11 protein-coding genes and 2 pseudogenes are annotated in these 13958 nt (G+C 61.2%); 8 read left to right on the forward strand and 5 right to left on the reverse strand.

Annotated elements, in window-relative coordinates:
• Positions 1 to 19: 19 nt before the first annotated feature.
• On the forward strand, positions 20 to 2563 hold the full coding sequence (locus NKI49_RS17910; RefSeq protein ID WP_352603589.1) for an AAA family ATPase: 2544 nt from the start codon (positions 20 to 22) through the stop codon (positions 2561 to 2563).
• Between the two features lie 334 nt (positions 2564 to 2897).
• Here NKI49_RS17910 and NKI49_RS17915 read toward each other — a convergent pair.
• The 4 genes and pseudogenes from NKI49_RS17915 to NKI49_RS17930 form a co-directional block, all read right to left on the reverse strand.
• A pseudogene (locus tag NKI49_RS17915) lies at positions 2898 to 3005 on the reverse strand (ABC transporter permease); the annotation flags it as partial.
• A 264-nt stretch (positions 3006 to 3269) separates the two neighbouring features.
• Positions 3270 to 3890 (reverse strand): nitrogen fixation protein NifQ, encoded by a 621-nt coding sequence (locus NKI49_RS17920; RefSeq protein ID WP_352603651.1) that lies wholly within the window; start codon positions 3888 to 3890, stop codon positions 3270 to 3272.
• A 331-nt stretch (positions 3891 to 4221) separates the two neighbouring features.
• Positions 4222 to 4422: a ferredoxin gene (locus NKI49_RS17925; protein WP_352603592.1), complete on the reverse strand. Its 201-nt coding sequence runs from the start codon at positions 4420 to 4422 to the stop codon at positions 4222 to 4224.
• Positions 4423 to 4461: 39 nt separating this feature from the next.
• A complete protein-coding gene (locus NKI49_RS17930) occupies positions 4462 to 5679 on the reverse strand; it encodes a cytochrome P450 (RefSeq protein ID WP_352603594.1) in 1218 nt (405 codons plus the stop codon).
• Positions 5680 to 6092: 413 nt separating this feature from the next.
• On the opposite strand from NKI49_RS17930, the pseudogene NKI49_RS17935 reads away from it, so the two are divergent.
• Positions 6093 to 6387 (forward strand): annotated as a pseudogene (locus NKI49_RS17935) (hypothetical protein).
• A 121-nt stretch (positions 6388 to 6508) separates the two neighbouring features.
• Here the strand turns inward: NKI49_RS17935 and NKI49_RS17940 are convergent.
• Positions 6509 to 7576, reverse strand: a complete 1068-nt coding sequence (locus tag NKI49_RS17940; RefSeq protein WP_352603596.1) for a hemin-degrading factor — start codon at positions 7574 to 7576, stop codon at positions 6509 to 6511.
• 683 nt (positions 7577 to 8259) lie between these two features.
• Here NKI49_RS17940 and NKI49_RS17945 point away from each other — a divergent pair.
• The 6 genes from NKI49_RS17945 to NKI49_RS17970 all read left to right on the forward strand — a co-directional run bounded on the left by NKI49_RS17945 (position 8260) and on the right by NKI49_RS17970 (position 13955).
• On the forward strand, positions 8260 to 8580 hold the full coding sequence (locus tag NKI49_RS17945) for an iron-sulfur cluster assembly accessory protein (protein ID WP_352603598.1): 321 nt from the start codon (positions 8260 to 8262) through the stop codon (positions 8578 to 8580).
• A 431-nt stretch (positions 8581 to 9011) separates the two neighbouring features.
• A complete protein-coding gene (gene nifS, locus NKI49_RS17950; RefSeq protein WP_352603599.1) occupies positions 9012 to 10178 on the forward strand; it encodes a cysteine desulfurase NifS in 1167 nt (388 codons plus the stop codon).
• Positions 10179 to 10203: 25 nt separating this feature from the next.
• A complete protein-coding gene (gene nifV / locus NKI49_RS17955; protein ID WP_352581873.1) occupies positions 10204 to 11412 on the forward strand; it encodes a homocitrate synthase in 1209 nt (402 codons plus the stop codon).
• Entirely contained in the window at positions 11409 to 11789 is a 381-nt protein-coding gene (gene nifW, locus NKI49_RS17960; RefSeq protein WP_352441428.1) for a nitrogenase stabilizing/protective protein NifW, read from the forward strand. Before nifV ends, nifW begins: the two co-directional genes overlap by 4 nt.
• A 187-nt stretch (positions 11790 to 11976) precedes the next feature.
• The gene (locus NKI49_RS17965; protein WP_023795975.1) at positions 11977 to 12828 is read left to right on the forward strand and encodes an electron transfer flavoprotein subunit beta/FixA family protein; all 852 of its coding nucleotides are present in this window, start codon (positions 11977 to 11979) and stop codon (positions 12826 to 12828) included.
• A 17-nt stretch (positions 12829 to 12845) separates the two neighbouring features.
• On the forward strand, positions 12846 to 13955 hold the full coding sequence (locus tag NKI49_RS17970) for an electron transfer flavoprotein subunit alpha/FixB family protein (protein WP_023766900.1): 1110 nt from the start codon (positions 12846 to 12848) through the stop codon (positions 13953 to 13955).
• The last annotated feature ends 3 nt before the right edge of the window (positions 13956 to 13958 follow it).

Raw genomic sequence — 13958 nt, forward strand, 5'->3', positions numbered from 1 at the left:
ATCTTTACATGGATTGACGATGAGACTTTCAACCGTCTATGCGCGCTTCTACAAGTCGTTTAACTTCGACCATATCCGCAAGGCGACGCCCCATGCCCAGCCCAAGGGCGATTGGGAAATGTTTCGTGACGCCTGGTATCCCTACGTTGAGGTCGAGTTCGACAGTCGGATTACGACCATCGTCGGCGCGAACGAATCTGGGAAGAGTCACCTTCTGAGTGCGGTCGAGAAGGCCGTGTCAGGGATTGGCTTCGAGCAGCGCGATCTCTGCCGCTACTCGCCTTTCTTCAGCGTGGAGCGGGAGGCGACCTGCTGGCCGCACCTTGGCCTCGGTTGGAGTATGGTCGAGTCGGATGAGGCGGAAGCGATCGCCAACGTCGCCGGCGCAAAAGATGTAAAGTTCGACCGCTTCATGATGTTCAGGGAGACGCCCGAGGCGCTCGACATTTGGGTCCCAGACCCCGACGAAGGGTGGAAGAAGCACGTGGTCGAGGCGTCCTCAGTGGCACAACCGCTCGCAGACATCCTGCCGAAGCCCTTCCGTATCATGCCGGACGTCGCCTTACCCGCAGCGGTCCCCCTGCACTGGCTGGCGAATGGGGACGCCCAGCCCAGCAGCATCTCCGACCGCAGACAGCGCACAACGCTGCTCGAAGTCGCCGGCAGCTTCGCGGAGATGCTGGGAGATGATAAGATATTCGCCGCCAACGCTCCCAATATACGGCTGGCGCTGTCACCAATCGCGAACGCCCTCCGCGAGGCTCGCCGCGTAGATGGCGCGGAGAAGTCGCTCGCTCTCGCGCGCGATTTGCTCTTGAAGCTCGGCAACGTCGAGCCGGCCAGGCTGAAGGATCTGCGGGAGGCGATCGCGGACGGCAAGGAGGGCTACGCCAACGCGCTAGTGGAAGCCATTAACGAACAACTGGAGCGCTACCTCAACTTCAAAAAGTGGTGGGTCCAGGACCGTGACTTCTCGCTGAAGGTCACACCGCGCGAACACGAGTTGGTATTCACGATCAGGGACCGTACGGGGACCGAGTATACCTTTGACGAGCGCAGCAGCGGCCTCAAATACTTCCTCTCATATCTCATCCAAGCCCAGTCGCACCGTCCACAGACTGAGCGCGAAAGCCTCTTACTAATGGACGAACCAGATACCTACCTCTCCGCCGAGGCTCAACAGGACCTCATGAAAGTCCTCCAGGATCTTGCCGACCCTCAGGACGGCCGCCCACCGGTGCAGGTGATCTACGTCACGCACTCGCCGTTCCTGCTGGACAAAAACTACGCCGAGCGTATCCGAGTGCTCGAGAAGGGGCGCGGCTATGATGGCACCCGGGTTGTTCGAAACGTTTCGCGAAACCACTATGAGCCCCTTCGCTCTGCCTTCGGTGCGTTCGTCGGCGAGACGGCCTTCGTGGGGTCAGTCAACTTGCTCGTCGAGGGGATCACGGAGCAGGTGCTTCTCGCCGGAGCCGCCCGAATCATGCGGCAGAGGCGGCCTGGCGTAACGGCCGAGACCCTCGACCTCAACAATCTAGTAATTGTGCCTTGCGGATCGGCGAGCGAGATCCCTTACATGCTCTACCTGATCAGAGGTCGGGATACCGACAAGCCGCCTGTTGTCGCCCTCCTCGACTCTGACCCCGCAGGCAACGATGCGGCCAACCATATGCGGACGGACAAGAAGGCGAAGCGCCTGATCGACAGCCAACATGTCTTGCAGCTGGGAGCACTTGAACTCGCAGACGGCGTCGAGGTGAAGGAGATTGAGGACCTGATCCCCGTTGAACTCGCCACCGCCGCGATGAACGCGTGCATTGGCGAGATCACGCGGTTTCGCGATACGGAAGCTCCTACCATCTCCCTGCAAAGCATTCAGGCCCAGATTGAAACCGGCAAGTCGATGTTCGCCGCCATTCAGGCGGTCGCCAAGGCAGAGAGCGGACATATCGAGAAGCTCGGCTTCGCACGCGCCGTCGTTGAGACAATCGAGCGAGATAAGGGTGAGCTCCAGGGGCCTATCGACATCTTTCTCGAGCGCATGTCCAGCCTCTTCAAGGCTGTAAACAAGGCGAGGCGGCAGGCACAGCGGGAAGCGAACCGCGAACGCCTCGGGGCAATGATCATGCGCTATCACAGGATCTTCATCCGCGATCACAAGAGCAGCGGGACTTGCGAGCAGGGTGCCGAGATCCTCGAGGAGATCCAGAGCCAGCTCGACGACACGCCGCAGTCCGACGACGTCCGCATCCGCATCCAGGTCATCCGCCGCGAGTTCGCCCTGGACGAGGATCCTTCAGCGGCGATACCTCACTTCGAGGTGTTTGTGGAGAGTCTAGCGAATCTCAGATTGCCCATGCAGGAGGTTGTCGAGCCTGACACGACGAGCAAGACCAAAGTGGCCGCATCCATATCGAGCCTGTTCAAGGGCGAGGCCGCCTCAACTGAGGCAGTTGAACTCTTAGCCGAAACTAGCCCTTCTGAATTGGTCCAGCCGCCGGCGACTGCTACAACAAAGGCTGCTGCCGGGCAGGCTCCGCCCGCTTCGACGGCTGCCTGACTCGCCCGTCAGATCGAGAGGCGCTGCTGTTCAGCATGGCTCGTGCGTCGGACTGAACTGAAAAAACGTCAGGATTCCGGATCCGGGGTTGGCGAGTCCAGCGTCCGAGATTGGGGCGCATAGCTGCCAATAAGACACGTAGAGTTAAACGCCTTCGTGCTGACGTGAACGACCTGCGAGGTCGCGAGCGTTAGAAATTCGAAGCCTCCTGAATCTATCCTAAATCCGAATCTAGTGACCTAATTTGTCCAACAAGCACACGCAATTCGGGTTGAGGCGTGATCCAGAAAGTTCGAAAAGCTTCCAGGAACCCCATCGCGCGCCCTGCCGGAACCTGGCCGAGAATGATGGCGGAGCCGGCAGCAACGAAATTGATGGCCACGCCGGAGACAATCTGGCCGCCCCAATGGGTGAGCGAGGCGAAACTGTGCACTAGCGCGAACAATGACGGCGGTGAACCGCGGCCGCCCAGGCGCCGCAACCGCGAGGCAGGCGAGCAGCAACGGCCCGGAGAACACCAGTTGCTCGGCGGCGATGGTGCGGGTCGCATCCTGCACCGCCATCATGACGGCGCCCGCCGAAGCGAGCATGGCGAGTAATCGGACAGCAGGCACAGCATTCAATCCCCGAAGGTGTCCGTCGACATTCGACAAGAGACACATGGCGCGGCGCGAGCGCTAGCGCTGTACAATCTACGAAGCGGCTCTCAATCCGAGGCGATGCCGTCCTTGATCCGTGTGAGGCGGCTTTCGCCTTCCTCCGGGCCGAAGCAGCTTTCGACATCATTGCATTCCCGGCAACTGGGCGCGCTGCACAGCGAAAAACCTTCGGCCTCGCAGAGCTTGCGGTAAAAGTATTTCTTCCATTTCATGTTTTGGGTGTTGCCGGCTGCCAGCGTCGGAAAATGCGAGGCGAGCAGGCGGCCGAGGTCGGTTCGATTAAAAAGGCCAAGGTCCTGCCAGAGGTGGTCATTGCGCATGGCACGCCGGGCGATGATCCTGGCGAAGCGGGCGCTCGTCGGGTCGCCAGGTCGGGCATGCGCCAGCAGCAGTCCATGCAGAAGTTCTTCCTCCGGATCCGGCTCGGGCTCGCTTACCTCTTTCAAGGCAAACGCGTTGATAGGAATAGCAGGGAAACAGCGGGCCAGGACATCGCGCAGCTCGGCGAGCGAGAGTCCGGTTGCCTCCGTCGCCGTCGCCTCGCCGGCCTCGATCTCCTCGAGCGCACGTGAAAGCACACAAGCAAGCACATGCTGGTCGAACCTCCTCTCCAGCTCGATCTGCGGCCATTGGCCGGTGCTGAGCCGGGCACAATGTTGAGCAAATATGGTGCGTTCTCCTGGTTTGTCCCTATCAATTCATGCAGAGACCCGGCCTGCCGCAACATGGGTCGGGCAGTTCTTCGGGTGTACGCAGTCGCGGATCGCCTCGCGGTCGAGTAGTTCGGCAATTCTCGTCTGGTCCACTCGGCTCTGTCGCAAATTCTGTGATTGGAAGGAGGCGTTTCGCGAACCGCGGGCCCTGCCGTTTGCGCCTCACGGGGAACACAGGCGCCGGAAATGCCCCTGCAGAGTTGGACGTGAACCGTGCGGGACAGAGGTCGCGTGCTGAGTGCGGCCACATGGTTCAAGCCCGCCAGACTCTCGGTTGAATGAGTCCTCAAGGCGCGCAGCGGGTGAGTTCCAGCGCACGTTCAGGACAGGATCGCACGGCTCGTGATGCAGGCAGTTCCTCCCCTTCCGCAACTTCAATGTCACCAAGCAGGATGTAACCGTCATCATCGAGTTTGAAGATGTCAGGCGCTTGCGCCGCGCATCGCGCGTGGCCCTGGCATTTGGCCTTTTGGACGATGATGCGCATGGCAGTGCCTCCATTGTTTGTGCCCGGCTCGGGGCGGGCCTAAGACCAGTCCAGGATCAAATTTTCGATCCCGAACACATGGCCGCCAGAAGTTATCGGCGCCGTACCCTGCTTGATCCTGAAAGCCGGGATGCGCGCCAGCCACTCCTCCAGGCCAATGACAATCTCCCGCCGGGCAAGGTGTGAGCCAAGGCAACGGTGGGGACCATAGCCAAACGCTGCGTGGCGGTTGTCCTCCCGATCCAAATCAATCGTGTTGGGGCATGCGAATTCCGCCGGATCACGATTGGCAATCATAGTGGCGCAGGAAACATAGTCCCCCTTCCGGATCGGCGCGCCTTCGAAGTCGATATCTTTCGTGGCCACGCGGATCAACTGAATGGGCGGATAGGCCCGCAGCAATTCTTCGGTTGCGAGCGGGATGCGGTCCGGTTCGCTCCGCAGCAATTGCTGATCTTTGAGGTTGCGTGCGAGGTACGCCAAGTCAAAGCCTATAGCTGCTGCGACCGTGTCGAGCCCAGCGACGAAGACAAGCACGCCGATGCCGCGGACTTGGGTGTCCGTCAGCCGGCGGCCCTCGACCTGTGCCTGCACGATAAAGGTCATGAAATCGTCAACCGCCTGATCGCGGCGCATGGCTGCAAGTTCGTCGATGAATGCCACGATCGTCCGGGCAGCCACAGGTCGTTCCTTATCGTCGCCGTGGAGCAGATCTTTCCCCCAGCCGACGAATGTATCGAGCCGGTCATCAGGCAACCCCAGAAAGCGAAGAAAGGTGCTCACCGCGAAAGGAAAGGCAAAATCCTTCATCACGTCGCAGCTTGTGCCCGACGCGGCGATCCTTTCGATCAGCTCGACCGCCCGTTCGCGGACAGCCGGTTCCAAAGCCAACACCCGCTTTGGCGAAAGCAGCGGATTGAGCAGTGAGCGAAAGACGCCATGGGCCGGTGGATCGAGCTCAAGCGGGATCGTCGGCCAGTTTTCACCCAGTATGGAGGAGAAGATGCTGCGATGGCTGGAAAAAGTCTCTGCGTCCTGCAGCACCTTCCGCTGGTCCGCGGCACGGGTGATGACCCAGGTACCCCGGCCATCTTGCGTGTTGTAGCGGGAGTAAAAGATCGGAGGCCCGTCATGTACGCAAGCGACAGCTGCGTGTGGATCCCCGTTGGGTGTTGGTGGCATCCCTGGCGATGTAAACAGGCTGAAGTCCCTCACCATTTCGGGTGGGACATGATCTGGAACGGGGTTGGTCGCCATTTTGTTTTCTCTACATTGGCGTTCATGGCTCGATTGAGATTGCACCGCTGTTCATAAAGTCGATTTCCAGCATGGGCACGTCTCTTGTACTTCTAGATTCTGTCGCCTGATACAGCCCACCTGCACCAGCGCGGATGAGATCGGTTGCGAAGTCGATCAGAAGGGGTATCTCCGCCGCTCTGCGGTCATGAAGCAAAGCCGCCCGTTGGGGTTGAGAGGTTGGTCAATCACCACTGAGCTCCGTGACGTCTGCTGATGCCCTGCTGATCAAATCGTCGAAGCAAGTCGCGTGCCGGATAGGCGTACCCATGGCGCTGCACTAAGCAATGCCAGCCTGCACTGGGCCCGCCGCTGATGATCACCTGTCCATCATTCTTAGGACAACGTGCGACAACCGATATCCGTGGTCGGTTTTGTCGAGTCCGCGACATCAAGCTGTTCGGCTTGGCTGCTGCTGCACAGCCTTCCGGTCGACGAGCGAGGAGATCGCTCGCACGGCCCGGGTTGAGCAACGACGCGATCCAGCGCAAGGATCGGGTGCGGTCCGACAAGACCCGACGGCGCTTGCGCGCGATGATCGGAAATATCAACAAGGTCGAGCCGCGCTTCAAGGATTTTCGGTCAGACGGCGATGCACTCGTGCGCACCGGTCCGGCCGACGACCAGCTTGACTGTATCGATGCGGTCCATTCCGGCGCGCACACCTAACCGTGCGTATGCGCTACGACGGCAAGCACTATCGCACATGGACCTAAATTTCCTCGCGAGCCGCTGTCGGAACGTGGTGCCGAGTCCTATAGCGGCCGGTTCAATCCGAGGGCGGCACACTCTATACATCCCTGTCGCTCGGACCGGGAATGCGTGGCAGACTCTCGGCCAGAAACCGCCAGTCGCTGCGCTCGCGTTCGCCTTCCTTGCGCGTGCCGAAGAACTGGATGATCATCTTGCCGTCGGCGCCATAGGCTTCAATGGATGTGACGTGACCGTCCCTCGTCGGCTTGCGCACGGCCCAGACCTCGCGGATGTGATGGGTCCTCAGATGCAGATGGAAGGTTTCGTCGAGCACATTGATCCGCGGCCCGATCTGCTTGACCGACTTGATCGGGCCGGAATGGATCTGGATGCAACCACGATTGCCGACAAAGCACATGATAGGCATCTCGTCTTCGGCCGCCTGTTGGAACAGAGCGCCAACGGCATCATTGTCGAGCAGCCAAGCGTAATCTTCGTCGGCCATACGCATTGCCTGGCAGCGGCTGAGCTTCAGTGTCTTCAACATATGGTAGAACTGATGCACGTCGCTCAGCCGGCTCCAGTGCTCGCGTAGGTCATCGGCCGTGGCGGCTTGGTCTGGACTCACTGCGTTGTCGCGCGCACCGCCCGCTTCGACCGATATGATCGGCTCCTGGTCGTAGGATACGAGCTCTGCCGTCAGATCCTGATAGGCGTGCAGGTTCGAGGCGGGCCTGAGATGTACTTTGTGCATCGCCTCGCCGGCGGCATCAAAGAATTGCAGGCTGCGGCGGATCTCGGCTCCCTCGCGCTTCTCGACGGCGAAGCCATACGCCCACGCTTTCGGGAAGATGCGCAGGTCGATGTCGTCGCCGAGCACCATGGCATGCTGGTTGCCGGTGACCACTTTGTCGTAGACGCCGATCTTTTGGTGCACGGCACTTTCGTTGCGGGTGAGCGCCATCACCTCGCCGACCGCTTCGAGGCCCGTCAGCAGATCATCGACGCGCGGCTCGATGCGCACCGCGCCGTGACCACAATGCGCCGCGACCAATTCGGCTTCCGAAATGCCCAATCGAGCGGCGAGATCATGCTCCCGGATTTTCGGATTGTCTTCGCACGCCCACCGTATTTCATCCGGCGACGGTTTCTCGCGCTGGTCCATGTCTTACCCCTGGTTCTACCTACGTGTGAAGATCAGCTGCCCTGCCGGGGAATCTTCAGCCGATAGGGCGGCCGTAATGCTCGCCCCTGATCTGCTGCTGGCCCATGAACAAAGTGTCGCTGGACAGCGTGCACACGGCGTCGCACCCGCGCGAAAACCGGCGAGCAGGCACATGCCGATGGCATCCCGTTGAGCCGGTTGGCGGCTACTGGGCGGTGGTGAGCGAGTGTGGGTGTTGTCGCAATCGGCCAAGCGGGCATTCGGATGCCACGGGCGGCGCTGCTTTGCCAAGCAAGTCGTATCTGACCCGGTCCTGACATGTTGCTCCCTTGCTTCGCCCCATCCATCGCGAGGGCACCCACGGCATGATTGTGGATCGGCATGCTCTTGCCGCCTCGCCAAACGGAGCCTCAAAAACCGTGCCAATTGCGCCGAAGCAAGCTCAGAAGAAGTTCTGTATTTGGTGATGTGAGTTCAACCAAGAACTCAGGCCCAACATCCCTCGTGGCAGACCCGACAAACCCGACAGTACGTGTCGGTTGGCCGACAGCTTCGCAGCAATGCACTCACAAGAAGCACGGCAGTGTCAGAGATGCCGCGCTGTGTTGAAACGTTTTTTTCGCTTTGGCACGGTGCATGCGACGTGATGCGCAAGCAGGTCCCGGACTGAGGAGAATGGAGCCATGATTACGCTCACCGACAACGCTGTTGCCGCCTTCAAGACTGCTCTTTCCCGCGCCAGCGAGCCGGCGGAAGGTTTTCGCGTCATGGTCGAGGCCGGCGGCTGCGCCGGCTTCAAATACTTAATGGGCCTGGAGAGCGTGTCGCGCGAGGGCGACGCGATCACTGGCACAAATGGGATCAAGCTGTTCGTGGACGCGGGTTCCCAACCACATGTCTCCGGCATGACCGTTGACTTCGTCACCGGGCTCGAATCTTCCGGCTTTGTCTTCGATAACCCCAATGCGCGCGAGAAGTGCGGCTGCGGCAAGTCCTTCAGTTAAACGCCCGAAGCGCCTATGCGGCCGTCGGACTCATTTTGCGGCAGAGGAGACTTAGATGGCCGGCACGACAGATGTCCCCGTCCTAAAGACCAAGGAAAACGGATCTCGGGACCGCCATTCGCTTCCGGTAAGGTGCAAAGAACGCCGCCTCCCGAAACAGCTCGGGTCCTGGTGTCACCCGAGCTGCTTGCGGACAGATCGCGCTGCTGTGCCAAATTCGGCTCATCGATAACGTTATCGCGTTCGGGCGTCCTTACGGCTGACGGCGGCCACTGCGAACATGTCCATCTCGACGGAGATCCGGTCTGCGTCAAACACTCCGGGCGTCTGCGCGGGCTGCCAGTTCAGGCCCATTATCATCAACGGCATGCGCCAGAGGCTCAACGAGTCGGTCCGCGCCGCGTCATTCTGTTCAACTGAGGATCGCACCTATGAAGCCTGTCTACCTCGACAACAACGCAACCACACGGGTCGATCCTGCGGTCCTGCAAGCGATGTTGCCGTTCTTTAGGGATCAATTCGGCAACCCTTCGTCGGCGCACGCTCTTGGCGCCTCAGTCAGTGCGGCGGTGACAAAGGCTCGGAGGCAATTGCAAGCGCTGATCGGCGCGGAGTTCGACGATGAGATCACCTTCACCTCGGGTGGGACAGAAAGCGACAATGCAGCGCTTCTTTCAGCGCTCGAGGCGGCGCCCAACCGAACCGAGATCGTGACGTCCGCAGTCGAGCATCCCGCCGTGCTGACGCTCTGCGCGCATCTTGAGAAGACCCGCCGCGTCAAGGTGCATAGGATCCCGGTGGATCGCCGTGGCCGGCTCGACCTCGACGCCTATATGGCCGCCCTGACCCCAAGGGTGGCAATCGTTTCCATAATGTGGGCGAACAACGAGACTGGTGTGATTTTCCCCGTGGCCAGGCTTGCCGAGTTGGCCAAGGAAGTGGGCGCCCTTTTCCATACGGATGCTGTGCAGGCGGTCGGCAAGCTTCCGATGGACCTGAAGTCGACCGCAATCGACATGCTGTCGCTCTCCGGCCACAAGCTGCACGGGCCGAAAGGGATCGGCGCGCTTTTCGTAAAACGTGGCGTCAATTTCCATTCGCTGATCAAGGGGGGTCACCAAGAACACAACCGGCGTGCTGGCACCGAGAATACGCCCGGCATAGCCGGGCTCGGCACGGCGGCCGAACTCGCCTTGAAATTCATGGACGACGAGACCACACGGGTAAAGTCGCTCCGCGATCGTCTGGAGGGCGGGATCCTCCAGCGCATCCCAAGCACCTGTGTCACTGGTGATCCCCTGCAACGGTTGCCCAACACCGCAAACATCTCCTTCGAACATGTCGACAGTGATGGAATTCCACTTCTCCTCAGCCGCATTGGCATCGCGTGTTCCTCTGGCTCGGCCTGCACCTCCGGCTCTCTGGAACCAAGCCATGTCCTAAGCGCGATGAAAACGCCGCACGCGGCAGTCCGCTTCTCCTTGGCGCGGGACAACAGCGAAGAGGATATCGACCGGGTGCTCGAGGTCATGCCGGCAATCGTGGGGAAGCTGCGCAGCTTTTCCGGTTCTGGGAAAGGTAATCCGGTCTATGCGTGAGCGGCAGAAGAACAGGCTACCGGTCATGACCCGTCATGTCTCCCTCAACGATACGACGTTGCGCGATGGCGAGCAGGCGCCGGGCGTCGCCTTTACCACGACGGAAAAGCTGGAGATCGCTGAGTCTCTTGCGGCGGCCGGCGTGACAGAGATCGAGATCGGCACGCCGGTCATGGGCGTCGACGAGATCGAAACAATTCGCGCCGTGGTCGCGCGGCGTCTTCCGGTTCGGCTCATGGCCTGGTGCCGGATGACGTCGTTGGATCTCGATGCAGCGATCGAGAGCGGGGTCCAAGCGGTCAATTTGTCGCTGCCTGCGTCGGACATCCAACTTGCCGCCAAGCTCGGCCTCGACAAGGCGGGAGCGCTCCAGGTCATCGATGATATGGTCAGGCGCGCCGCCGCCGCCGGCTTCTTCGTCGCGGTGGGGTGCGAGGATGCCTCGCGGGCCAATCGGGATCATCTCGCCCGCGTCATCGAGACGGCCGCACGCGCCGGCGCAAGCCGCGTGAGGCTGGCCGACACAGTCGGTGTTCTCGACCCGTTTTCAACCTTCGAACTTGTCGCCCAGCTGGTGGTGCAGTCTCCAATCGACCTTGAATTTCATGCGCACAACGATCTCGGACTTGCTGGCGCCAACACGCTAGCCGCGATCCGCGCAGGCGCGCGCCATGCCTCCGTCACCGTCCTGGGGCTCGGCGAGCGTGCGGGCAATGCCGCGCTGGAAGAGGTGGCCGCCGCGATGGCGGTCTTCGGCGGCGCAGATACCGGCATCGAGCTGACCGCATTGCCCGGCCTCGCCGCCGAGGTGGCCTGGGCCGCCCGCCGGCAGACCGCGGCCACTAAGCCGGTCGTCGGCGCCGATGTTTTCACCCACGAATCCGGCATTCACGTCGCAGGGCTGCTGAAGGACTCGCGTACTTATCAGGGGCTTGATCCGGCTCTCGTGGGCCGCTGCCGGCGGATCGTCATCGGCAAGCATTCCGGCGCCACTGCGATTGCCCATGTGCTGAGCGAAAGCGGTCGCGATCTCGACCCGGATCTGGCAGCCGCGATGGTGGCCCGCGTCCGGCGCGAGGCGGCCGAGACCAAATCGACGCTCACTGCAACTCAACTGGTCGAGCTCTACGATAAAATGTGCAGCGAGGCGTCCCTCTTCGAGCTGTGCGGGTCCAGGTCAGCCGTGCGCGCGCGCGCAAAGGCCACAGTTTTGCGACCAGGGAGAATGCAATGAATTGTTCCGCTGACAGCCGCCCCATCGATGTCACAGACATCCTCGCACGACTGAAGCGCCTGTCGGCCGCGGAGGAGTTCTTCTCAGTCCTTGGCGTCTCCTATGACCCCAAGGTGCTGAATGTCTCGCGGCTCCATATAATGAAGCGCGTGGGCCAATACCTTGCCGAAGAAGATTTCTCCGGTCTGCCCGACCAGGTGATTGCCGCGAGGGTGCGCGCGACGCTCGAACGCGCTTACGAGGACTTTGCGATTTCCTCGCCGCTCACGCATCGGGTCTTCAAGGTGCTCAAAGACCACGATCCGAACAGACCTGCCGCGCCGGGTCACACCTTTGTCCCGTTCGACTCGGTACTGAAGCGGTTCGGACGGGAATGAGCGGCGACAAGGGTTGCGACGCGACAATGTCGAGCAGCCGACAAATCCGGTCATCACCACAGCGCCGTCAGAAGCAACCAGCCGAAGTTGTAGGAAGGGGGCAGCGCAAGAGACTTGGCACGAATTATGCGGATCAAGGAGATAACCGCAATGCCCGCACCCGGACAGGAGCCTAGAGAAACCGCCAATGCACATCGTAATCTGCATCAAGCAGGTGCCGGACTCGGCACAGATAAGGGTCCATCCGGTGACGAACACAATCATGCGCCAGGGTGTTCCGACCATCATCAACCCTTACGACCTGTTCGCCCTCGAAGAAGCGCTCAGACTGCGCGATGCCTATGGCGGCGAAGTCACTGTGCTCACCATGGGTCCGCCCATGGCAGAGGACGCGCTGCGCAAGGCGCTCGGCTACGGCGCCGACCGAGCGGTGCTCTTGACCGACCGCTATTTTGCCGGCTCCGACACGCTGGCGACCTCGTTCGCCCTTTCCCAGGCAATCGCGAAGGTCGGCGAGACGTTCGGCACGCCAGACCTCGTCTTCACCGGCAAGCAGACGATCGATGGCGACACCGCCCAGGTCGGGCCCGGCATCGCCAAGCGCCTCGGACTCCTGCAACTGACCTATGTCGCGAAGATCCCCTCTATTGACCTTGCTGCAGGCGAGATCAAGGTCGAGCGCCGCTCCGAAGGCGGCACACAGATGCTGAAGAGCAGGCTGCCTTGTCTCATCACCATGCTAGAAGGCACAAACGAGATCCGCCGGGGCTCGATCCACGACGCCTTGTGCGCCGCGCGCAGCCAGGTGTTGAAATGGAGTGCGGCCGACGCCGGCATCGAGGATCTCACCAAATGCGGCCTGCGCGGCTCACCGACGGTCGTCAAGCGTGTTTTCGCCCCTCCTGCTCGAGCTGAAAAGGCGGCACTAATCGACACCGCCGAGAAGGCCTTGCGCGATGTCGCTGACGAACTCATCACCGCAATCTTCACCCGCCAGCCGGCGCTGGAACATGAGCTCGCCTTCAACGGCGGCGCGTGACGGCAAGGAGCAAAACGATGTCGACCGCGAACCGAGAAACCCCTCGCCCTGCCGCCGGCCGCGCCGGCATAAAGAAGGAGCTGCCCGCCCATTTCAAGGACTACCGGCACGTCTGGGTCTTCATCGAGCTCGAACGCGGCCAGGTCCACCCCGTATCATTCGAGCTGCTCGGCGAAGGCCGCAAATTAGCAGACAAGCTTCAGGTCCAGCTTGCAGGCGTCGTGCTCGGACCGCCGGGAGAGGCCGTCGGGAACGCCGTTGCCGAAGCATTCGCCTATGGTGCTGACCTTGTCTACATCGCCGAGGCGCCCCTGCTCGCCGACTATCGGAACGAGCCTTTCACCAAGGCGATGACGGATCTGGTCGATACCCACAAACCCGAAATCCTTCTTCTCGGTGCCACCACACTCGGCAGGGATCTTGCCGGCTCCGTGGCGACGACGTTGCAGACAGGGCTCACGGCCGACTGCACCGAACTCGATGTGGATACCGACAGTTCGCTCGCCGCCACGCGTCCGACTTTCGGCGGTTCCTTGTTGTGCACGATCTATACGCTCAATTTCCGCCCTCAGATGGCGACAGTGCGGCCAAGGGTCATGCCCATGCCGCAGCGGACGGATAAACCGGTCGGGCGTGTCATCCGGCACAAGCTCTCGCTTGCCGAGGACGAGATCGCTACCAAAGTCCTCGGCTTCCTGCCGGACAATCAGTCGGCAAAGGCAAACCTTGCCTATGCCGACGTCGTGGTTGCGGGAGGCCTTGGTCTTGGCGCGGCGGAGAACCTGCAGCTTGTGAAGAACCTCGCGCGAGCAATCGGCGCCGAGCATGGCTGTTCGCGCCCGTTGGTCCAGAAGAGCTGGATGCCAGCTGATCGGCAGATCGGCCAGACTGGCAAGACCATCCGGCCGAAGCTTTACATAGCGGCCGGGATTTCCGGCGCCGTCCAGCATCGGGTTGGCGTCGAGGGGGCGGATCTCATCGTGGCCATCAACACCGACCCGAACGCGCCGATTTTCGATTTCGCTCACCTCGGAATCGTCACCGACGCGATCCGCTTCCTGCCCGCACTGACGGAAGCCTTCACCCGGCGGCTGTCGCCCCACAGTCGCGATAAGCTTGCGAGCTAAGGG

Origin of the sequence: Mesorhizobium sp. M0587 (assembly GCF_040320945.1) — a bacterium.
In the GTDB taxonomy this organism is placed as follows: domain Bacteria; phylum Pseudomonadota; class Alphaproteobacteria; order Rhizobiales; family Rhizobiaceae; genus Mesorhizobium.